We start from the raw sequence: 22,178 nt of genomic DNA on the forward strand, positions 1-22,178 counted from the left end.
CGCACTGTGTCCATTCTAAGCCTTACGGTCAAAACCAAGCCGCAGACTCGCAGATCAGCACATCATCCGGAAGGTGGCCGCAAAACATCGCTTACGTTTGGATAGCAGAGGTGATGGAAACTGAAACTCTGAAGCTTATCGACAAGGTCTCCCCAGGGGAGGCTACGAGTCACTGGGCCGTAACAAAAGTGAACGCGTTGTGGCCTCGAAAATGAGTATCCCCGAGGGCCGAGCCTTCAACCGGAGGGCGAAGGCCGCATGAGCGGCCGAAGACTGACCGATACGGATGTTCACCTCGGCGGGTGAAAGCGACAGCACGGTGACAAGAACAAGCTAAGCAACTGGAGAAGCCCTCGTCGTCCCGGCGCGAAATCGTCGGAGCAAGGTAGGCCGTATAACCGGCGAAACCGGGAAGCCGGCCGAAGACGAGAGGGTGGCGGCTGGGTCCGTAGTAGCGATGAAGCGGAGTAATGTCCGCGGAGCGAAGGGGCCCTGCCATTTGCAATGTCTCCAACATAGGGGAAGGCAAGGACGAGATGACAAAGGCGTCCATTGATTTGCAGGACCTGAGGCGGAGAATATACGACAAGGCGTGCGCTGAACCGTCCTGGCGGTTCTGGGGACTATACGTCCACGTCTGCAAGATGGAGACCCTGCGCGCTGCGTATGAGATGGCCAAAGAGAACGATGGGGCACCGGGAATAGACGGCGTCACCTTCGAGGCCATCGAGGCGCAAGGCGTGGAGGCTTTGCTCGAGCAGTTACGGGGACGAACTGATCGGGCGCACCCACCAGCCACTCCCCGCGCGGAGGCAGGAGATACCGAGTCGTCCGTTAAGAAGGCGAATTGAGCGGGGCTGGACCAGCCTGCACGCGCCATAGTTGGACCAGGAACAGGCACAAGAGTTCTCTGAGCCAGGCCAGGATGCGGCGGAAGTTGTGGCCGACGGCTGAGAGGATGACGTTGGCGGCGTCTCCGGCACGGCCTTTGAGGTAGCAGCGACCGAGGTGACCTTCGGTCTTCATGTGGCCGATGATGGGCTCGATGGCGGAGCGGCGGCGCAGCTCGCGCTTGATGACGCCGAAGACGCCGCCAACGTCGTGCTCTCAGCGTCGGCCACAACTTCCGCCGTATCCCCGCCTGGCTCAGAGAACTCTTGTGCCTCTTCCTGATCCAGCTATCGCATACGCTTGCCTGTCCACTCCCGCTCAATTCGGCTTCTTAACATGGCGTAATCGCGGCTGACGTCTTCTTGAGGACACGAGGGTTGTTAGGATCGGCCTTAGCGGACTATCGAAAGGGGGCAGCGCTATGAAGCAGTACGTAGGTCTGGACATCTCTATGGAAGAAACCAGCATTTGCGTTTTGGACCAGACCGGCAGCGTGACATTCGAAGGTTGCGTGCCCACCAATCCAGAGGCCATCGCTAAACTCTTGCGACGTCATGCCGACAATGCTGAGCGGATCGTTTTTGAAACAGGCTCGCTATCGAACTGGCTTTGGCACCAACTCAAGGCGCTGGGCTTGCCGGTCATTTGCCTTGATGCGCGTCATGCCAACGCAGCGTTATCGATGCGCATCAACAAGTCGGACCACAACGACGCCAAGGGGTTGGCCGAAATGGCCCGCATGGGATGGTATCGGGAAGCTGCCGTGAAGGGGGCGGAGAGCTGGAAAACCCGTTCGATGCTGGCGGCTCGAACCAAGCTGGTGAATCTGCGGCGAGACATTGACAACCAAATGCGAGGTCTGTGCACGGGGTTGGGAATAGTGCTCGGCAAGGCCGGCTCGACGAACTTGGCTCGCAAAGTCGACGCCGTGCTTGCTGAAGCGCCGGATTTACAAGATATTTTCGCACCGCTGGTCCTTGCCCAGTCCTGTTTGACCGAGCAAATTGAGAGGTTCGATCGACAGCTCCTGGCAGTGGCAAAAGGCGATCAAACTGTTCGGCGGATAATGACCGTTCCCGGTATCGGTCCCCTGACTGCCCTGTCCTTCGTCGTAACCATCGACAACCCCACTCGCTTCAGACATTCCGCCGACGTGGGTGCCTATCTAGGCCTGACACCAAGACGTTATCAATCCGGCGAGATGGATCGTACTGGCCGCATCTCCAAGCGCGGCAACCACCAGATGCGAACTTATCTGTTCGAGGCCGCGAACGTCCTGCTGACCGTTGTCAGGCGAGGTTCTGCGCTCAAGCGCTGGGGCAGCAAGCTGGCCAAACGCATCGGCGCCAAAAAGGCCAAGGTTGCCGTGGCTCGCAAAATGGCTGTCATCCTCCATGCTATCTGGACCGACGGCACCGAATTCCAGGCAGAGATGCGCACCGCATGAACCAGTCTTAAACCAACCCGGATCCGCCTTCGGCGGAACAAGCGTCCCTGCCGGGACGAAGGTGTGGGCAATCTCGAAGTCGTCCCTGCGGGCTTTACGCACCGCGCTCTTCACATCGAGATGCCACGCCTTTTGAACGCCATCATGCGGCGCTCCTGCATAGAGACGACCGAGGAAAGAACCATGAACCCGGCAGCGGATCATTTTTGTCTATCGGGGTTGACACCGTGCCCGCGATTAACGAACGGACGACTCTTTACACACGCTCGCCAGCCTCTCAGGCGCCCTCTGGCGAATAAGATGGGCTAAGCAGCGTCACAGCCCGCCGGAGCCCGAAGCAGTGCGCGAGGTCGGCACCATCGCCGGATTCCGGTAGTCCTCCTGTTTCGTCAGCATGGCCCAGACAGCACGTGCCATTTTGTTGGCCAACGCGACTGCTACTAGCATACGCGGCTTCCTCGATATCATGCGAGCAAACCAGGAACCTTCGCGCGGGCCCTTTCGGGAGTCCCATTGCACGACAGCCATGGCGCCGAGGATGAATAATCGTCGAATGTCGCGTTGACCCATCTTCGAGGTCTTCCCCAACCGTTGTTTGCCTCCTGTCGACTTCTGCATTGGAACCAGCCCGAGCCAGGCGGCGAAATCTCGACCGCACTTAAAGGTCTCTACCGGCGGCGCAAAGGTCTCGACGGCAAGGGCGGCGATAGGATCGACACCGGGCATAGTCTGCAAGCGCCGCGATGTTTCCCCCTCCTTGGATAGCGCGTCGATCGTCTTCTTCAGTGCCTCGAGCCGGCCTGTCATCTGGGCAATTTGGTCCAGCAAACCACGCAGATCTCGCGCACCAGATCCGGCGGCTCCGTGTTCTCGTTCTCGACGATCTCGGTCAGACTGCGTAGGTGGCCAATGCCTTGCGGAGCAGTATAGCCGAATTCATACAAGTATGCGCGCAATGCGTTGACCACTTCGGTGCGCTGATTGACCAACTGTTCCCGGGTGCGAAAGATGATGGCGCGGGACTACTGTCCCTCGGTCTTCGGCGCGACAAAGCGCATGGTCGGACGTAGCGCCGCTTCGACGATCACCTCTGCATCCGCGGCGTCATCTGCCGCTTGATGAGCGCTTTGAATAGCCGGGCGCGATCAATTTCGGCTGGTGGCCGAGCCGAAGCATCTCGCGAGCCCAGTAATGGGAGCTGCCGCAAGCCTCCATCGCCACGACACAGGTGGGGTGACCCGCCATGAACTTGCGAAGCTGAGACGCGTCAGCTTTCTCCGAAACACCACAGATCCATCGGCCGCCGCCCCATGCAGTTGAAAAACGTTCTTTGCCAGATCGACTCCGACGATGGAACTTCTTTCATGGATCCTGCCTTTCCTTGCCGGGACTGTCTCACCACAAACTTGGCACATTGCGATGCCGTCGGAGAAGGCTGGCATCCACCCCATCTGTTTCGCATTGTGCGTGGCACCCCCTTTCATGGCTGGTCATCAATCTTTGAGCATTCGACGGATCGTGCACATTCTGTACCGCGGAATTGTCGAGATCTTGATAGATAGCGCGACAGCGGGTGGATCATCGGCTGAAAGGCGCACTTGCCCCCTCGATCGTACGGAAGCTTCACCTGGTCCGTACAGACGCATAATTTCGGCCAGGCAAGGCACCACATCGGAGGAATGCGGCTCGTGAGGCTGTTAGCATCTCACGGGCTAGGTTCAGTGGGCCGGCCGTGCCGATCCCGCGACATCTTGATGGAGCACCATGTCCGAGATCCTTGTTTTCTCCAAGCAAGAATTCGTTGCTTGTCTCAACCCATCCTATTGCCAGTGACTCCGATGACAGAGCTCTCACCAGTGCTTTCACCAGTCGATCAGCATCACGTTGATCATCGGCGCTATCCCCATGGGGTCGCTTTCATGGATGGGCAGTACCTGCCCATGTCCGGGGCCAAGATCTCTGTGCTCGATTGGGGTTTGCTGCACTCGGACGCGACCTACGACACGGTGCACGTCTGGGACGGCCGGTTCTTCCGGTTGGACTTGCATCTCGACCGCTTTTTGGGAGGGGTTGAACGCCTTCGAATGAACCTTCCCTACGACCGCAAGGAGATCGCGTCCATTCTCGAACAGTGTGTCGCACTGTCGGGCCACAAATCGGCCTACGTCGAGATGATCTGCACGCGCGGTTCTTCGCCGACATTCAGCCGAGACCCCCGCCAGGCAGAGAACCGATTCATTGCGTTTGCAATTCCGTTCGGCTCGGTTGCCAACAAGGAGCAATTGGAAAGAGGCTTGCACGTCGCGATCAGCGAGACCGTGCGCATCCCGCCTAAATCCGTCGATCCTACGATCAAGAATTATCATTGGCTCGATCTTGTGCAGGGTCTTTTCGACGCTTACGACAAAGGCGCCGAGACGGCACTGATCCTAGATACGAACGGATCGGTTGCGGAAGGGCCAGGCTTCAATGTATTCCTCGTAAAGGATGGATCTCTGAGGACGCCGGCTTTTGGGGTATTGCCGGGTATCACGCGTCGGACCGTTTTCGATCTCTGCGCTGAGATTGGGCTCACGGCCATCGCGACCGATATCAGTCGTGACGAAATCAAGAAGGCTGACGAGGTATTCATCACCTCCACTGCCGGCGGTATTATGCCCATAACGCGCATCGACGACACTACGATCTCTAAAGGGCAGGTCGGATCCATCACCCGCCGCCTCATGGATCTTTACTGGCAAAAGCACGCTGATCCGGCGTGGTCGACTGCTATCAACTATCCTTGATCGGAAATGAACCATGCGTTCGCAACTTGGCCAGCGGCTTCGCGACAATCTGGATGAGCTATCGTCCCGAAAACTCCTGAAAGTCGAGTAAGAGATCGCCTCGCCCCAATCGGCGCATATTCACCTGCGCGCACTTGGCGAGCGCGAGCTCCTGAACATGTGCGCCAACAACTATCTCGGTTTGGCCAATCACCCGTCCCTGCTGCGAGCCGCGCGTGCAGGTCTCGAGCGGCATGGTTTTGGAATGTCGTCCGTGCACTTCATTTGTGGGACGCACTCAGTTCATCGATCGCTTGAAAACAGGCTTTTCAGCGACCTTCGGACAGACGACACGATCCTGTTCGGCTCGTGCTTCGATGCCAATGCCGGACTATTTGAAGCCCTGCTCGACGCTGGCGGTAATCAGCGACAGCCTGAATCATGCGAGCATCATGGATGGGATTCGGCTCGGCAAAGCGAAGCGCTTCCGCTATGCCAACAACGATATGAGCGAGCTAGAGCACAAGTAAGATTCATCCCAAACGCGTCGGTGTAATAAGTATCGAATAAAATCTTGATCGCTCGACCAACTCCAAGCCAATCGATAATCTCTTTTTCGGCTCTCATCGGATTGTCCTCAATTACATAATAATCTCCTGATACCAGAAACTTGTTTAGATAGAAAAAATCGAAAATACTTGAACGTGTGCATCATCGACCATAAGCCAAGGATGAGGTAACATCATCAGCAGGTTTTCATCAAACGTAGCAATGTCCCTAAAGGTCAGCTTGTGGCCTAAAGGTCAGCTTGTGCGCATGCTGATCCTCTTTGCCGCCGCCCATTTGGGGAAGAAGCCGGCGGCGCTGGCCCTTGAGGATCTCGATCGGGACCTTGTTCTCGCCTTTCTTGACGAACTTGAGGAGAAGCGGAACAACTCCGTCGCAACGCGCAACGCCCGACTAGCCGCGATCCGATCCTTCTTCCATCACGTCGCGGCCGCCGATCCCGCCTCGTTCGGCGTCGCCCAACGGGTTCTGACGATCCCCACCAAACGTGCCCACATCGAGGTGACGCATCATCTCACCAACGCCGAGGTGGAGGCCATCATCGCGGCCCCTGATCAGACGACGCCCCGCGGCCGGCGCGACCGGGCCTTTCTGCTCTTCTTGGCGAGAACCGGCGCTCGCGTGTCCGAAGCGACCGGCGTCAACGCGAACGACCTTCAGTTGGAGCGAGGACGCCCGCAGGTGCTGCTTCACAGCAAGGGACGCCGAGATCGCGTCGTTCCTATTCCTAAGGATCTGGTACGATCGCTGACGGACCTATTGAGCGAACGCGGCCTCGCCAATCATGAACCGCAGCCGATCTTCGTCGCGGTCCACAACGAGCGCCTGACGCGTTTCGGCGCGACACACATCGTGCGGCGTGCCGCCTCCCAGGCCGGGTCCACGAGGCCAAGCTTGGAGAGCAAGCCGATATCGCCGCACATCTTCCGGCATTCCCTCGCCATGAAGCTTCTCCGGTCAGGCGTGGACCTCCTGACGATCCAGGCTTGGCTTGACCATGCTCAGGTCGCCACAACCCACCGATACGCCGTTGCGGATGTCGAGATGATGCGCCGGGGACTCGAGAAGGCGGGCGTCTCAGGCGACTGCAGCGCGCGCTTCCGGCCGAACGACACCATCCTGCAGCTGCTGGCCAACATCTGATTATTATGTGGCGGAGAAACCCTGGGTGGCCGGCCCTGGCTGGCGTTAGGGCGCCTCCGCCACATAATCTCGTCCGACACATAAGAACGCATCTGAGCCCGCATCGCGCACAAGCGCAACAAGGCCATCGATCCCCTTGCGGAAGTCGACTGGATGGCTGGCGAGGAACACCTTCACACCAGAGGGGATCATGCCGAACGGACCGCCCGGATGACCCGCTGCAAGTGCGCCTCGTCGACATCCACACAGGCGCGCACGACGACCTCGCCAATGGCGATCTCGATCACTGCGTCTGCCACAGAAGTCACCACACCCTCGCGACTTGAAGGTTGCGAGGGACAATGCAACTCGGCCCGAGCATCACGGCGCCAGGCGAACAGCTGCGACGGGTGAATGCCGATCCGGCGGGCGATCGCCGATACGCTAGCGCCAGGCTCTAGCGCCTCTATCACAACTTGCGCCTTGAACTCGTCCGACCAGCGTCGGCGAAGCTGCCGCGGTGCCCCCTCGATACAGTCGGCGACCGCTTCGATCATATGGAAGGTTCTAGTTCCAGAACTAGGCTCAGACATAGAAGCTCACATCGGCTCACAAACTCAACAGCCGATAGCCGATCGCTCACCCACTCCGCCGGGGACGGGGTCTCCTTGCCGCTTACGATGAACGTAACGCCGCATGTTGCGCAGAATACCAGCGGCCGCAGCTCTTCGATCGACGGGAGAACGACCCGGCACAGCTGCTATGCCGTCAGCCAGCGCATCCGCAAGGGCATCAAGGAGGCGTTCGGCTGGATCAAGACGGTCGCCGGTCAAGAGGAGACCAGCTTCCGTGGCCGTGATCGCGTCGCATGGGCCTTCACCTTCGCTGCCAGCGCCTATAATCTGGTGCGGCTGCGCAAACTGATCGCGGAGACCGGCTGATGGGCAAGCCCGGCTTCGCCAAGGCCTTTGTCGGACGTTGGCGCATCGTCGAGATGGACGTCTGGGACAGCGACTTCCTCGATCTTGTCGAAGAGGCGCATCTCACCTTCCACGGCAAGTCCGATGGCGAAATCGCCTTTGGGGCTCTTAAGGGCTTCTTGGACGTGCGCTACGGCACCCGCGACGGTTCGCCCTGCGCGGAGTTCTCATGGGAAGGGCACGATGAGAATGATCCGTCCTGCGGTCGCGGATGGGCTATGATTGGCACCGCGGGCAGGCTCGTCGGCCACTTCTATATCCACAACGGCGACGATTCAGGCTTCGTTTGCGAACGCGGCTGAGTTTTTCAACAGCCTGCTCTCATGTTTGCTATCAAGGGACTCGATCAAGCGGAGCCGCTTCCGGCTGAGCGCCCGGACGCTGGACTTCGAAGGTGCCCACGGTAGGAGGCAGGGCCAAAGACGACGGTTGATCAAGCTCTCATGCGCGGGTTGGCTACCGCATGACCGTGGTTTCGTCTTGGGGCTGCCTCGGTCTAGGGAGCGAGCGTCGGCAATGCCGGCTCATAACAGGCCACGAGGATTCCCCACCGCGCCCTGCCTCCTGCCCTGGGCACCGATATGGTCGAGCAGCGCCCTTCAGGCGACCGGCCCGAGTTGTACTTGACGAGTGATCGCCCACAGGAAGCCGACCATCTCGCGTGCAATGGCGGTGGTGACGATCACCTTGGGTTTGCCGACCGCCGACAAGCGGCGATAGCGGGCGCACAGCCTGACCTGGGCCTTCGAGGCGATATCGCGGATAGCTTGAGGCAGGCGCTCGTTACGGTCATGGAGCTTGCGACTGACGCGAGCTTGCATGCGATAGGTCCATGCCCCCTCAATCAGAGCCCGCCTGGCAAGAGCGTTGCCAGCCTTGGTGATGCCGCCGCGTCGGATGGTTGCGCCGCTCGAATACTCCGACGGCGCGAGGCCGAGAAAGGCCATCAACTGGCGGGGGTTGTCAAAGCGAGAGAAGTCGCCAACCTCGGCAACCACCGTTACGGCAACGATGAAGGCGACGCCGCGCATGGCCTGCACGGCCTCTACGAATGGCGTCATCGACCATTGTGGCGCCAGCTCCTCGATCCGCTTGGTCAAGCAGTCCACACGGCCTCAGCGTCGGTCACGGCATGAATGTAGTCCTGCAGAACGATTTGGCTCGCCGGGTGATCGAAGCGCACCGTGGTGAGCCAGCGACGATAAGCCAGAGTCCACCCCCTCTTCCCGGCATAGATGCGCCCATGGCGCAGCAGGAAGCCTTGGAGATGTTGTCGCGCCTTGCCGAGCACACGCATCGCCGTGGCGCGGGCTCTCACCAAGTCGCGCATGGCCTCATGCGCCGCATCCGGAACCCACACGGCTGTCAGCTCGTCGCTCCGGTGCAGCTTGGCCAGCATCGCCGCATCGCGCCGGTCGGTTTTTACCCGATCCCCGGCTTTCGTCGGGATCAGCGAGGGGGCCACCACGATGCAGTTGTGCCCCAGTTCAGTCAGTTGTCGATGCAGGCCGTATCCGCAGGGGCCGGCTTCATAACAAAAACTTACCTGCCGGTCACCCTTGCCAAGCTTCTTCGCCAGCTTGGCGATTTGATCGGCGCGATTAGGGATGATCCCCAAGTTACGAACTTCCCCGCCGCGCATCGCTTCGGCCACTGCAACCGAAATCGTCGCCTTGTGCACATCCAGCCCCACGAAAATGCTATCGTTCATCAGGCCCGCTACCCATGCTTGAGGCTCGGCGCCGGACCATCCGGCGCAACCCTCGATAGGAGCTTGCCGCGGGGCGGGCCGCCCGTCACCTCAGAGGGCAAACATAGGCTCTAGCGGGTCGATGTGGACTGCGGCTGCGGAGAATAATGTCCCGACCCAACCGACCAGCCGGTAATTGTCGTCAAGCGCCCCATCATTCCGCCAAGCACCATGAGCCGGGAAGGTTCCGCGACTCACGGAAATCCGAGAATGTTTTTCTTACGATCAGACCATGAGATACCAGGCGACCCGGGCGGATGATGCCGCCCGCGCCAGCGCATGAGGGCGATCGCGCAGGAAGCCATCGCTTCGCCTATCGGCGCCTGCATGTCAAGCTCGGGCGGGAATCATCTCCAAGTTTGCGCGCTCCGTCTTGCGCCACATCCGGGTGACCTCAAAACACGAGCTCAAAGAGCGCATCATGGCCGGCATCGAGGATGTCAACAAGCTCGCTGAGGCCGCCTGATGCCGCCATGTTACCATGATGCCCATCCGCGTTCGAACAAACTCAAACGAGGAATCCACGAACACACTAGTTCCGTGCGTGCCGGTTTCATGGAATCTGTCGTCTAGCTAGCTCGGCGGCTCCTTCGCGAACTCGCCGACACGACGCGACCCGACATGGCACATGGTCCCCAAGCGCGATGTAGAATGGGGGCGCCGCCTTGGAGCTTCGTCGACGATGCGCGTCACTGCATAATCATGCCGATCCTCCTGGATCGACCGCATACAAGTGTGCCGCGCGGCCTCCGCGCCTGGCTCCTGGCGAGCTCCCCTCGGTTGAGTCGTTGTTGGCCTTGCTGGTGGACTAGCTGCCCTTGTCGCTGACCGCCATCGTCAGCTTGCCACGCTCCGTCACCAGCCGCGCCGGTTCTCGCGCCACCCGCGTGCCCGAGAGCGAGGTATCGGCCACCAGCGCCAGACACTCGCGCGTGCAGTCATCGACCACGGTCAGGATAGCCATTGGTGAGCGGTCCGAGATGGGGTCGAGCGACCAGGAATCATATATTTGAGAAGACTCACTTTTTCAGCGTGGAGGCTGAGATGGGTCTGACAAGATCAGGGGAGGTAGCGTCGCGGTTTTCGAGTGTCGAGCCGATGGCGGCGATGACGGCTCCTGAGCGGACAGCAGCGCAACATCAGGCATTGTTGCATCTTGTCGGTCAAGGCGACTGGTCGGATCAGCAGGTGTTGGTCAAGGTCCTTGAGTTAGTGCTGCCGGGCATCGAACGCCATGGGGAGATCGAAGCTTGGATCATCGATGATACCGGCTTTCCTAAGAAGGGGCGGCATTCGGTCGGGGTTGCACGGCAATATTGCGGTTAGTTGGGCAAGCAAGACAATTGTCAGGTTGCCGTGACGCTTTCGCTCGCGAACCATCATGCGAGCTTGCCGGTGGCCTATCGGCTCTATCTACCAAGGGAGTGGGTGACGGACCGTGCACGTCGGCGCAAAGCCGGTGTCCCCAAGGAAATCACCTTCAAGACCAAGCCGGCAATTGCACTTGATCATTTGCGCTGGGCCTGCGCGGTGGGCTTGCCGCGCGGCGTGGTCCTGATGGACGCCGACTATGGCACCGACACCGCTTTGCGTGGGAGTATTACCGAACTGGGCCTGAGCTATGTGGCCGGCATCTTGCCACAAACCTCGGTATGGGTGCCCGGAACCGGACCGCGGCCGCCGAACAAGTGGTCGGGGAACGGACGACCTCCAAAACTGCTACGGCGTGATAGCAAACACCGACCGATTTCGGTCAAGAAGCTTGCGATCGGTCTGCCAGCGCATGCTTGGTACAAGATCACGTGGCGTGAGGGTACGACAGAGCGCTTGTCTTCGCGCTTTGCTCGTGTACGCGTCCGTCCGGCACATCGAGATTACTGACTCGGCGAAAGCCGGCCGGTGGAATGGCTGCTGATCGAATGGCCAGAGGGTGAGGCAGCACCGACCAAATATTGGTTTTCTACGCTTCCGGCCAACATTGGGTTTCGTCAGCTGGTCGATATCACCAAGCTGCGCTGGCGCATTGAGCTCGACTACCACGAACTCAAACAGGAGGTCGGGCTTGGCCACTTCGAGGGGCAGGGTTGGCGCGGCTTCCACCATCACGCAACGCTCTGCAATCGCCGCTTATGGATTCCTGGTCTCGGAGCGAGAAACGATTTCCCCCTCAGCAACAGCCGCTACCAAAATCTTCAAGGAAGCTACTATTCCCGAAAATTATCGGCCGAGGGGATCCGCCATTGCGGCCTGAACGGCACGTTCCAAATTCGATCGCGACCGTCCGAAGAAGATTAAGCGCTGCTCTCGTCGCCACACTATCTCGATGCCCTTGTTGCATCAGACCAATCTCAAGTCAAATTGGCTATGTGACGACCGAAGGGCTGCCGCTTGGATTGACGGCTGTCAAATTCTAGACTCGGAAGAAATTCAAAAGGGCTGCCGCGCTTAAGAAGAAGATCAATCCGACGCGCGTTCCCATCGAGAAGAAGGAGAGCATTCGGTGGCTGAACAATGTCCGGCAATCCACAGAGCTGCTGGGCGATCCGGAACGATGCATCCATGTCGGTTATCGCGAGAGCGACATCTATGAGCTGTTCTGCTCGGCTCGAGAAGCTGGAACGCATTTCGTGATCAGGACTTGCTTTGACCGCTTGGCTGGGGATGGTGATCATACGATCGCCGACGAAATGGACGAGGTCGCGGTCAAAGGACTCCATCGCATCGACGTCAGAGACAACAACGGCGATACCGATGAAGTCGTCCTCGAGATCAGATATCGCAAGATTCGCGCCCTGCCGCCGATCGGAAAGCAGAAGCGCTATCCCGCGCGGACCTTGACGGTGATCCCCATGCCGAAGAGCGCGTGACGCCGAAGAAAAGAAAATCGAGTGGAAGCTGATCAGAGATCTGCCCGTTGGCTCCCGCGCGGACGCTATTGAGAAGCTCGAATGGTATGCCTTGAGATGGAAAATCGAAGTCTTCCACAAGATCCTTAAATCGGGCTGCAAAGCTGAGGAATCGAAGCTCCGGACTGCCCAGCGTCTGACCAACCTGATATCGGTCTTTTGCATCCTCAGTTGGCGGGTCTTCTGGATTACGATGCTCAATCGATCGTCTCCACGGGCACTACCGACTCTTGCGTTGACCGCGACTGAAATCGCCCTGCTCGATCGCCTCGTGAATGACAAACCGCAAGCTCGACGGAAAACCCTCTCACATTACCTGACCAAGATCGCACGGCCCGTGGTTATCTCGCCCGCACCAGCGATCCGCCGCCTGGCAATACCGTCATGTGGCGCGGGTTGTCACGCCTCACCGATATCGCGCTGGGCGCCATGGTCGGAGCAGAAATTGTGGGTAATTGAAAGATCAATACGACGCTTACACATCGAACACCCAAGGTCCTTCTTCGTCTGAAGGGGCGCCGCCACTCGCAAGCGCTCCTGGTGAAAAACGTGCAGGCGGCTCCGGCCATGATGCGCGAATTGAGTGCTTGCTGATCGCCTTTTACTAGGCGGCGGTTATCGTGATGCCGGCATATTGGGATTTCCGCCGTTTTCGCAAGAGTAGTCTCGCAAGGAATGGCATCCGGGCAAACGTCGCGCCGCTCACGGAATGTACGCTCGGTGGTCGGGCCCGGCTCGATGGGCTCAGCCATCGCTCGACGAGGCAAAAGCGGCCTTCTACGAAAGAGGGGGCCACCCGCTCAGACCAGTGACTCCACTTTGCGCATTTCTTGCGGGCTTTTCTCTCTCGGCATTTAGGTCAATGGGCTGCAGGAGGCTGCGATCAACCTCCCATTCAGTTCCAGAAAATCTTCGAATGCGCTTGCAACCCCCTCGAGCTCACACGCCAACATCGGTAGGGACAGGTTGAGCATGCCCTTGCGGGTCAGATATTGGCCCCGCTCTAACATCTCCAGGTGAAAGAAGGGCTTAGCATTCGGATCTTCGGTCTCCGTGTCCGCGATGGTGCGGACGTCGCCCTCACGGAAATGGATGTTCATCATCGAACCGCTTCCGGTGAACTGTATGGGCAGTGCGCGGGCCTGCGCGATCCCGTTGAGCTTCGCCCGCAACGCATCGCCCATGGCGTTTAGTTGCACAAGACGGTCGCTCGTCAGCACTGTTGCCGCGGCCACGGCCGCAGCCATGGAGATGGCATTGTTATTAAATGTGCCGGCATGAGCAAGGGCATCTGGCCGATTTGGATCGTAGAGCGCCATGATGTCCTCGCGCCCTCCAAAGGCGCCGAACGAAGCTCCTCCCCCGAGATACTTACCCAGGGTTGTGAGGTCTGGCGTAATTCCGAGGACACCTTGGAGTCCACTTGGCGCAAGACGAGAGCACATCACTTCGTCAAAGATGAGAATGATTCCATGCCGTTCGCAAACTCTGCGAATTGCTGACAGGAATTCCCGACTCGCAGGAATGCATCCCGCCGAACCCTGCAGCGGCTCAACGATAACCGCCGCAAGGTCGCGCGCTTCACGATCAATCGCAGCCACCGTCTGTTCTATGTCGTTGTAAGTGCAGAGTACGAGCGGAAAAGGCGCGTTTTGAGCAGAATCGCCGGATTTATAATGCAATACTCCCCCGTGATAGCCTCCGCGAAAAGCCATAATTCGCGAACGTTTCGTGAAGGCTCTGGCTGTCACCAACGCCATGAGATTCGCTTCGGTGCCCGAATTCGTGAACCGGATGCGTTCGACGGATGGGAAGCGCGAGCACAGGGAAGCCGCCAAGCGCGCCTCGTTCTCGATGTGCCCGCCATGCACCCAGCCCGTTTCAATAGCATGCTGAATAGCTGCTTTGATCGTCGGCTCTGAGTGTCCGAACAGCCCCGCGCTGTATTCACACAGAAAATCAACATAATCATTGCCGTCGAGATCTTGAACTCGACAGCCCGAGCTCGTCTTTACGACAAAAGGAAACGGCTTAAAGAACAAAACGGATCGCGTATTTCCCCCGGGCATGAATTGAGACGCGCGCTCCATATAGGCGAGGCTCAGCGGGTGTTGTCTGGAGTAGCGCTCTTCCGCGTCGGTCAGAGCGCGAGCGAGATCTAGGTTATGCCTAATTTCGTTCATCACGAGTTTTCCATTTTCCAGTTCAAGCCCAGAATTCCTAGGAGGGTGAGACTGCTCATCGGCACCGACCGCCTCAGAGCCAGGGAATTGGCCGATCAAGTGCGGATTAGTGGCGGGAAACCCCTTGGCAAGAACAGGGCGGTTCTTGCCCTCCCGCTTCGAAGGTTTCAGCCCGTGAAGACGACTGCGCGAGCAGAGCAGGCAACGCTTGGTGCCGAGCCCGTCCTAGGCTCGCGGTGCCTGCAAGCCCAATGAGAAACCGGTTGTTATCGACAAATTGGCCGGGCTGTGCCGCCGTTGAAATAGCGCACAATGCCTTTAGCCCAGCAACTGTGAGTGTGGGGAATCGGGGAGATCCTAGATGATCGGCATCGGCCCTCATATGTCACACACCCTTTTTCGTGAGTAGCCGAAAAGCGCGCCGCTTTTGCTGAGGAATAGGTGACGCTTACGTATCTCTTCAGCTGCCACGCTCTCAACGTTGTCCACACCGCGCTGCGGTCACGTATTTTGGTCGGATCGCCGAGGTCATGTCGATGATCGCGTCCAACCGTGAGTGCAGAAGATCGGCCTGATCCTCGTTCCCTTGGTCGCGTCGACCGTCCGATGTCGTGATAGAATTACGAGTCTCGATTCGAGCGACTCCTGAAAAAAACTGCAAGCTCCCGAGGTCTCAACCGCAAAAGCTTGCAAGCCGAACCGAAGGTTGGACCGGAAAATCCACGGCACTCAATGGCCGCAAGAGATTCCACGGCCGACCCGCTGAACTATCGAACTACCTGCGCGGGTACGCAAACCTGGACCAAAACAGCGGCATCAACGCCAGCGGTTCTCCTCAGCGTCGTAAGTGTCCGATAAGGGATCGCTGTTGGCCATCAGCTCACGTTTGAGCACCTTATTGCTAGTGGCCGTTCTCGGAAGCGTCGGAGTAAAGGCGATGTACCGTGGTACCTTGAATGCAGCAAGGCGGGCACGAGCATGCTCGAGAATGCGCTCCACCTGCAGATGGGCTGGCCTGAGTCCCTTTTTCATTTCGACATAAATCTTGATCTCCTCGCCCCATTTATCATCGTGAACAGGCACCGCGGCCACCTCCGCGATCTCGGGAATCTCGCGGATGACGGCCTCCACCTCGCAAGCAGCGATATTCTGACTAAAGCGACGGATCATGTCCTTCCTACGTCCTACGAACCAATAAAAGCCGAGTTCGTCGTGGCGCAACAGATCACCAGTCTTGAACCATTCCCCTTCGAAGCAACCCGCATTCGCGTCTGGCCTGTTCCAATAGCCCTTGAAGATGCCGCGCCCCTTCACCCAGAGCTCGCCAACTTCGCCTACTGCGGTGGGGCTGCCGTTATCGTTGACCAAGCGCAGTTCCCGAAAAAGGGAGCGAATCCCGACCGAACCGGTCTCATTCATGTCTGCGACATCAGGAGGCATTTGCGTGCCGCTTCCGATTTCCGTCATGCCAAAAGTGTTGTTGGCGCGCACGGCAAACTGTTCGCGATATCGGTGGACCGTCTCAGCACTCCAGCCGTCGTACTGCCACACCTGCTTCAGGCTCGTCGGTACGTTGTCGTCGCGTTCTGCTATGAGCCTCGGCAACGCACACCACTCGATGCGAAAGTTCTTCACCCAATCCATAAATTGCGATGCGTCTATTTGCTGAGTGACGTACACCGTCCCGCCCTGTCCATATGAGTTCAGAAGAATAAGTGGCCAACTGACATAGGAGAAGGATGCCCAACTCAGATACCTCTTGACCGGGAGGAGACAGGCACATACGTACGAGGCGACTCCCCAATAGTCGTGCGTCAACATGCAGCCCTTCGGAAAGCCCGTCGTCCCCGAAGTATATTGGATCGTCAGCAGGTCCTCGGGGCGGACATCCTCGTCCACCGGCGAATCGTCGACGCTCTTGAATAATTGATGGAGCGTGATAGCTGTCCCGCCGGAAGGCTGTCCTACAAGAATTACTCGCTCCTTGGCAAGTTCTTGCGGCCAAGGATCCATCGCGCCGAACACTGACCATGCAGATTCGTCGACGATGGCAAATTTGGCCTGGGTATCGCTGATAATGTATTCGACCTCCCTCGGCGTGTAATGCATGTTGATCGGGACCATCACCGCACCGAGCTTTGCAAGCGCGAACCACACGGTCGGCCATTCGATGCGACTGGGCAGCATCACTCCAACGCGATCGCGCTTGCGCACTCCGAATGCGCGCAGCGCATGTGCATAGCGGTTGGAGCTGCAGTCCAATTCAGAGTAGGTTGCGCGCTCCCCGCGCTCGAAGATGTCGACCGCGGTTGTGGACGCGTGTGTTCGCGCCCGCATCGAAACAAGCTGTCCCACTGTTGTGGTTTTATATGCGGCCTCTAGCACCTCGCTCCTGCGCAAGGCGTTTGCTACGCGGTCGTGCAGTAGGCTTGATGTCCAGTTGTTAGGAGTCATTATAACAAACCTCAGGTCCAGGAGACAAAGAACAAGTCGAGTAACGGGCGCAATCGTTCCGTTTGACAAGCTGCCTAGGCCAAGCCAGCGCAGGGCGCTGGTCTGATTAGCCGATCGGCACGCGCATGCCCCGCAGATACGATGTTGATTGTGCGCGCGGCACTACGGCGAACTCGAGTCCAGCAACGCGTGGCTCCTCACTCCCATTGATGACCTACCCTTGCCATTGCTGCACCCTTGTCGTATCGTGATGAGCGTCCATCATCCGTTATTCGGCCAGTTAGTAATTGACGGTACGTCACTAACAATGATCAGGACACTACCTACTCTGGTGAGGATATAGAGAAGCGGTGGCGGCGCGTATCAACGACCGGTGCCATGGATCCCTAGGTCTCGTGGATGAAGATCAGCGTGGCCTCAGCGGCGCCCTGAACGGATCCAGCTCCGGTGCTGCGGCCGAAAAGTTAGCGGCAGAGATCCGAGCGGCGGGCGGGCGGTCGCAGCCAACGGCCACGACATATCGAACTTGGCCCAGGGGAGAGTACATCTCAGGACGGCGCTCGACGCCTTCGGCCAAGTGGATATCTTGATCTGCAACGCAGGCATCTTGCGCGACCGGACTTTCGCCTCGGAAAAGGATTGGGACCTCGATGTCAATCAACCTGAGGGAACTTACTGCTGCCGCTGCCGGTCTGGAAAACAGCTACCGCGGCGCCACACCCCGACGCTGGAGGGCGGCTGGGAAACTCTCGCCCACATCGGGTATTTCGACGCAGATGGCTGTCCCTACCTGACCGACGGCCGCACCGACATGGTCCTGGTCGGCGGCGCTAGCGTCTATCCTGCCGAGGTCGAGGCAGTGATTGATGAGCACCAGCTGGTGATGTCAAACGCCGTGCTCGGCCTGCTACACGAGGACATCGGCTCGTCTGTTCACGCGATCGTCCAGGCTCGCCGGGGGCCTGTCGACCGAGGCGCTGCTGACGCATCTGGCCGAGCGGATGGTGACTAGGCTCCCGTGTACCAGCGAGTTTGTCGATGAGCCTCTCCGCAATGAGACTGGCAAGATGCGCCGAACACGGTTGCGTGACGAAGGATCGCTCGGATGAACGCGCCTGTGGTAGCACCATGATCAAGCAAACGATTATCTCTCCAGCGCGCTTGATAATGTCGCGAGCCGCTATCGATCTAGATCAGTTGGTATTGACCGTCATAACTGAGGATTACAAGGAGGGGATTGGAGGCGCTCAGTGAGAAGAGAAGCCTCGTTTCAGAGAGCATGAACGAAAGAGTACTTTGAATCGAGGGCGACAAATTCGTCGCGCCAGTTAGCCCGTTCTTAGCCGGGTGCCATGACGCGGGCTCGAAATCGCAGGAACGTCCTATATTTCGCAGAATTTCTCCAACATCCAGCTGCCTTTGCGGCCTATGTGCGCTGACCAGCTTTACGTCTGGTCTCTCTGTCACAGCTGTTTGAGCAAATCCTGCTTGCAACAGAGACTTTGTGGGATTGCTTCCGGAGCCCGAAATGAGCAAGGAGCCGCACGCTCGCGCTCTCGCCGATAATCATGTAAATCGTTGTGTTCGCAGAGCTTGCCTTCGCTGGGGCGATAAGGATCAAGTCGATCGAGATCGTGACCAAGGTGGATGGCGGCGGGCAATCGCGCTGAACATGTCCTCCCCGGCGGCACGCTTCGATTGTCAATCCGGACCTCTGTTGCGACGGGTAGGGCGCGCAAGCTGGTTTGCAATGAGTGTGAGGGGGGGCGAGGTCACGACCGCTGTTTCAGGAGACTTCACCAGTGGACTTTGATCTTTCGGGGGAGCAGCGGCTTCTCAAGGACAGCATTGAGCGGCTGATGCTCGAAAGTTACGGTTTCGATCATCGCCGCAAGTACCAGAGCGAGAAGGCGGGCTTTAGCGAGGCGATGTGGGCGCGCTATGCCGAACTTGGGCTTCTGGGGCTACCGTCTTCCGAGGCGCACGGTGGCTTCGGCGGTGGCGCGGTCGAGATGATGATTGTAATGGAGGGCTTCGTCCAGGCGCTGATCCTTGAACCCTGCTTCGCGACCGTAGTGCTTGCTGGAGGCATCCTGCGGCAGGGGGCGAGCGAAGCGCAAAAGGCAGAACTAATCCCAGCGGTTGCGGAAGGGCGGACAAAGCTCGCGTTCGCGTACGCCGAGCCACATTCGCGCTACGATCTGTTCCACGTAGAGACCCACGCGAAGAAGGACGGCGACGGGTGGTTGCTGAGCGGTACCAAAGGCCTTGTCCTCGATGGCGATGGAGCCGACAAGATCGTCGTATCGGCGAGAACCGCTGGAGGGCTGCGGGGAAAAGACGGGATCTGCCTCTTCCTCGTCGACGGCGATGCGCAGGGTCTCATGCACCGCAGCTATCGAACACAGGATGGCCTGAGGGCGGCCGAAGTCACACTTGAGAATGTGCGCGTTGAGCCCGCCGATGCGATTGGAGATCCCGCGGGTGCATTTCCGGTCATTCTGCGGGTTGCGGACGAGGCGGTCGCGGCCCTTTGCGCCGAAGCCGTCGGCTGCTTTGCAACGATGCAATCGATCACGCTCTACTATCTGAAGACGCGCCAGCAATTTGGCAAGACCATTGGCTCGTTCCAAGTGCTCCAGCACCGAGCCCTTGACATGTTTGTCAAACTGGAGCAGTCGCGCTCCATGGCGATGTACGCCGCAATGGCAGCCAAAGAGGATGCGACGGAGCGCGGTCGAGCGGCCTCAGCGGCGAAGTCCCAAATCGGCCAGTCAGCGAAGGCGTCTGCATGGCGGCGTTGCCATGACAATGGAATGCAGCGTCGGCCAATATTTCAAGCGCGTGACCATGATCGACACCTCGTTAGGGGATGCCGATCAACTGCTGTGGCCCCCCTCGCTCGCGGGACTCATCAGCGATGAAGCAAAATAGAACATAAATCCAAGGGATGTAGCATGGTAGTCAAACTCGAACGTCAAGACGAGATCGCCTTTGTCACGATCAACAATCCCCCCGTGAACGCGCTGAGCGCTGCGGTTCGCAGCGGTATCTTGGAATGCATGAACGCGGCGATCACCGATCCGGAGGTGAAGGCGATCGTTCTGACCTGCGCCGGTCGCACTTTCATTGCGGGAGCGGATATCACCGAGTTCGGCAAGCCGCCGAAGTCGCCGGGGTGGGACGAGTTGCTGGCCGCGGTGGAAGATTCGCGGAAGCCTGTCGTCGCTGCGATCCACGGCAACGCCCTCGGTGGCGGACTGGAGTTGGCGTTGGTCTGCCATTTTCGGGTTGCGACCAACGACGCCAAGCTCGGCCTTCCCGAGGTCAAACTAGGGCTCTTGCCTGGCGGCGGTGGAACGCAGCGCCTACCGCGCATCGTGGGCCTCGAGAAGGCGCTGGAGATGGTTACTTCGGGGCGGCACGTGCCAGCCAAGGAGGCGCTGGAGATTGGCCTGATCGACGAAATTGTCGAGGAGGGCCAGTTGAAGGAAGGCGCGACCGCCTTCGCGAACCGGGCGCTCGCCGGGAGCAAACGGCCGGTGAAGGTGAGCGGGAGCAACGCCAAGCTCGAAGCCACCAAGGACAATCCGGAGATCTTCGACAACTTCCGGAAGGCCAACGCGCGGAAGTTCCGCGGCTTTCTCGCGCCCGAGTACAACATCCGCTGCATCGAGGCGGCGGTGAACTCGGCGACCTTCGAGGAAGGCTTGGCCGTCGAGCGCAAGCTGTTCATGGAGCTGATGATCGGCCCCCAGTCGGCCGCCCAGCGGTACTACTTCTTCGCCGAGCGGCAGGCGAATAAGATCCCGGACGTGTCTGATGACACCGCCACTCGCCCAATCAAGAAGGTCGGCGTGCTCGGCGCTGGCACCATGGGCGGCGGCATCGCCATGAACTTCGCCAACACGGGCATTCCGGTGACGATCGTTGAGGTGAAGCAGGAGGTGCTCGAGCGGGGTCTGAAGGTCATCAAGTCGAACTACGACCGCACCGCCGCCCGCGGTGGCTTGACACGGGAACTGGTGGACGAGCGCATGGGACTGCTTACCGGCTCGCTCGACATGAATGACTTCAAAGACTGCGATCTCGTCATCGAGGCCGTGTTCGAGCGAATGGACCTTAAGAAGAACATCTTCGAGAGGCTCGACGCGATCTGCAAGCCGAGCGCAATCATGGCTACCAACACCTCGGCGCTGAACATCGACGAAATCGCCTCGGTGACGAAGCGACCGGAGGACGTCATCGGCCTGCACTTCTTCTCTCCGGCCAACGTCATGAAGCTGCTGGAGGTGATTCGCGGGGAAAAGACCGCCACCGACGTGATCGCCACCTCGATGAAGCTGGCCAAGTGGATCGGTAAGGTAGCGGTGCTGGCGGGCGTCTGCCCCGGCTTCATCGGCAACCGCATGCTCGACCAGCGCGAGCGCCAGGCGAAGAAGCTGGTGCTCGAAGGGGCGATGCCCTGGGATGTGGATCGGGTGCTCTACGACTTCGGCTTCCCTATGGGTCCGTTCCGGATGAACGACCTGGCCGGCCTCGACATTGGCTGGGTGAAGGAGGAGTCGAGGAGCTCCACTGTCGGCGAGGTGCTCTGCGAGATGGGGCGGCTCGGCGAGAAGACGGGCGCGGGCTTCTACGACTACGACGAGAGCCGAAATGCCAAACCATCGCCGCTGACCGAGAAGATCATCAACCGCTTCATGGCCACTTCGGGCAAGATGAAGTGGACCGTATCGGACGACGAAGTCGTGGACCGGTGCATCTATCCGGTGATCAACGAGGGCGCGAAGATCCTCCAGGAAGGCAAGGCGATCCGGGCTTCCGACATTGACGTGGTCTGGGTCAATGGCTACGGCTGGCCGGTCTACCGCGGCGGCCCGATGTACTACGCCGACCAGATCGGGCTAGATAAGGTCCTGGCCAAGATGAAAAAGTTCCAGGCCACGATGGGCGATGATTTCAAGCCCGCCGCTCTGCTGGAGAAGTTAGTCGCAGAAGGCAAGAAGTTCGCCGACTTCAAGCAGACACAGAAGACGCTCGAGCCGGCGTAATTTCCCTCCCCCTGGAGGGTCGCAAGCGAAGCGGGGCAGATGGGAAAGGGTCTATCATT

The 22,178-nt window shown here is 59.1% G+C and carries 10 protein-coding genes and 8 pseudogenes; 10 read left to right on the forward strand and 8 right to left on the reverse strand.

Going from position 1 to position 22,178, the window contains the following annotated elements; genetic code table 11:
* Positions 1–834: 834 nt before the first annotated feature.
* Positions 835–1,092, reverse strand: a pseudogene (locus ABIC03_RS38445) (transposase); the annotation flags it as partial.
* 220 nt (positions 1,093–1,312) lie between these two features.
* Here ABIC03_RS38445 and ABIC03_RS38450 point away from each other — a divergent pair.
* Entirely contained in the window at positions 1,313–2,338 is a 1,026-nt protein-coding gene (locus tag ABIC03_RS38450) for an IS110 family RNA-guided transposase (RefSeq protein ID WP_354066028.1), read from the forward strand.
* Positions 2,339–2,653: 315 nt separating this feature from the next.
* Here the strand turns inward: ABIC03_RS38450 and ABIC03_RS38455 are convergent.
* Positions 2,654–3,753, reverse strand: a pseudogene (locus ABIC03_RS38455) (IS110 family RNA-guided transposase).
* A 423-nt stretch (positions 3,754–4,176) separates the two neighbouring features.
* Here ABIC03_RS38455 and ABIC03_RS38460 point away from each other — a divergent pair.
* From ABIC03_RS38460 to ABIC03_RS38470, 3 genes and pseudogenes are all read left to right on the forward strand, one after another.
* Entirely contained in the window at positions 4,177–5,124 is a 948-nt protein-coding gene (locus ABIC03_RS38460) for an aminotransferase class IV (protein WP_354066030.1), read from the forward strand.
* A 94-nt stretch (positions 5,125–5,218) separates the two neighbouring features.
* A pseudogene (locus ABIC03_RS38465) lies at positions 5,219–5,624 on the forward strand (aminotransferase class I/II-fold pyridoxal phosphate-dependent enzyme); the annotation flags it as partial.
* A gap of 295 nt (positions 5,625–5,919) precedes the next feature.
* Positions 5,920–6,813 (forward strand): tyrosine-type recombinase/integrase, encoded by an 894-nt coding sequence (locus tag ABIC03_RS38470; protein ID WP_354066032.1) that lies wholly within the window; start codon positions 5,920–5,922, stop codon positions 6,811–6,813.
* Between the two features lie 188 nt (positions 6,814–7,001).
* Here the strand turns inward: ABIC03_RS38470 and ABIC03_RS38475 are convergent, their stop codons facing one another.
* Complete coding sequence (locus ABIC03_RS38475) at positions 7,002–7,349, reverse strand: transposase (RefSeq protein ID WP_354066034.1); 348 nt, start codon at positions 7,347–7,349, stop codon at positions 7,002–7,004.
* Between the two features lie 123 nt (positions 7,350–7,472).
* Here ABIC03_RS38475 and ABIC03_RS38480 point away from each other — a divergent pair.
* A pseudogene (locus ABIC03_RS38480) lies at positions 7,473–7,733 on the forward strand (IS5/IS1182 family transposase); the annotation flags it as partial.
* The gene (locus ABIC03_RS38485) at positions 7,733–8,074 is read left to right on the forward strand and encodes a hypothetical protein (RefSeq protein WP_354066036.1); all 342 of its coding nucleotides are present in this window, start codon (positions 7,733–7,735) and stop codon (positions 8,072–8,074) included. The pseudogene ABIC03_RS38480 and the gene ABIC03_RS38485, both read left to right, overlap by 1 nt.
* A gap of 297 nt (positions 8,075–8,371) precedes the next feature.
* Here the strand turns inward: ABIC03_RS38485 and ABIC03_RS38490 are convergent.
* Together ABIC03_RS38490 and ABIC03_RS38495 are read right to left on the reverse strand one after the other, a co-directional pair.
* Positions 8,372–9,483: pseudogene (locus ABIC03_RS38490) on the reverse strand (IS110 family RNA-guided transposase).
* Between the two features lie 850 nt (positions 9,484–10,333).
* Positions 10,334–10,525, reverse strand: a pseudogene (locus ABIC03_RS38495) (IS3 family transposase); the annotation flags it as partial.
* Positions 10,526–10,608: 83 nt separating this feature from the next.
* On the opposite strand from ABIC03_RS38495, the pseudogene ABIC03_RS38500 reads away from it, so the two are divergent.
* Positions 10,609–11,773: pseudogene (locus tag ABIC03_RS38500) on the forward strand (IS701 family transposase); the annotation flags it as partial.
* A gap of 97 nt (positions 11,774–11,870) precedes the next feature.
* On the opposite strand, the gene ABIC03_RS38505 reads toward ABIC03_RS38500, so the two are convergent.
* The 3 genes from ABIC03_RS38505 to ABIC03_RS38515 form a co-directional block, all read right to left on the reverse strand.
* Positions 11,871–12,629 carry a hypothetical protein gene (locus ABIC03_RS38505; RefSeq protein WP_354066038.1) on the reverse strand — a complete coding sequence of 253 codons (759 nt, stop codon included), beginning with the start codon at positions 12,627–12,629 and terminating at the stop codon, positions 11,871–11,873.
* Between the two features lie 653 nt (positions 12,630–13,282).
* On the reverse strand, positions 13,283–14,611 hold the full coding sequence (locus ABIC03_RS38510) for an aspartate aminotransferase family protein (protein ID WP_354066040.1): 1,329 nt from the start codon (positions 14,609–14,611) through the stop codon (positions 13,283–13,285).
* A gap of 816 nt (positions 14,612–15,427) precedes the next feature.
* Positions 15,428–17,065 carry a class I adenylate-forming enzyme family protein gene (locus tag ABIC03_RS38515; protein ID WP_354066042.1) on the reverse strand — a complete coding sequence of 546 codons (1,638 nt, stop codon included), beginning with the start codon at positions 17,063–17,065 and terminating at the stop codon, positions 15,428–15,430.
* 526 nt (positions 17,066–17,591) lie between these two features.
* Between ABIC03_RS38515 and ABIC03_RS38520 the strand changes: the two genes are divergently transcribed.
* The 3 genes and pseudogenes from ABIC03_RS38520 (at position 17,592) to ABIC03_RS38530 (ending at position 22,119) form a co-directional block, all read left to right on the forward strand.
* Positions 17,592–18,077, forward strand: a complete 486-nt coding sequence (locus tag ABIC03_RS38520) for a hypothetical protein (RefSeq protein ID WP_354066044.1) — start codon at positions 17,592–17,594, stop codon at positions 18,075–18,077.
* Positions 18,078–18,867: 790 nt separating this feature from the next.
* A pseudogene (locus ABIC03_RS38525) lies at positions 18,868–19,999 on the forward strand (acyl-CoA dehydrogenase family protein).
* Between the two features lie 23 nt (positions 20,000–20,022).
* Entirely contained in the window at positions 20,023–22,119 is a 2,097-nt protein-coding gene (locus ABIC03_RS38530; protein WP_354066046.1) for a 3-hydroxyacyl-CoA dehydrogenase NAD-binding domain-containing protein, read from the forward strand.
* The last annotated feature ends 59 nt before the right edge of the window (positions 22,120–22,178 follow it).

The organism is Bradyrhizobium sp. RT6a (assembly GCF_040547675.1).
Classification (GTDB): Bacteria; Pseudomonadota; Alphaproteobacteria; order Rhizobiales; family Xanthobacteraceae; genus Bradyrhizobium.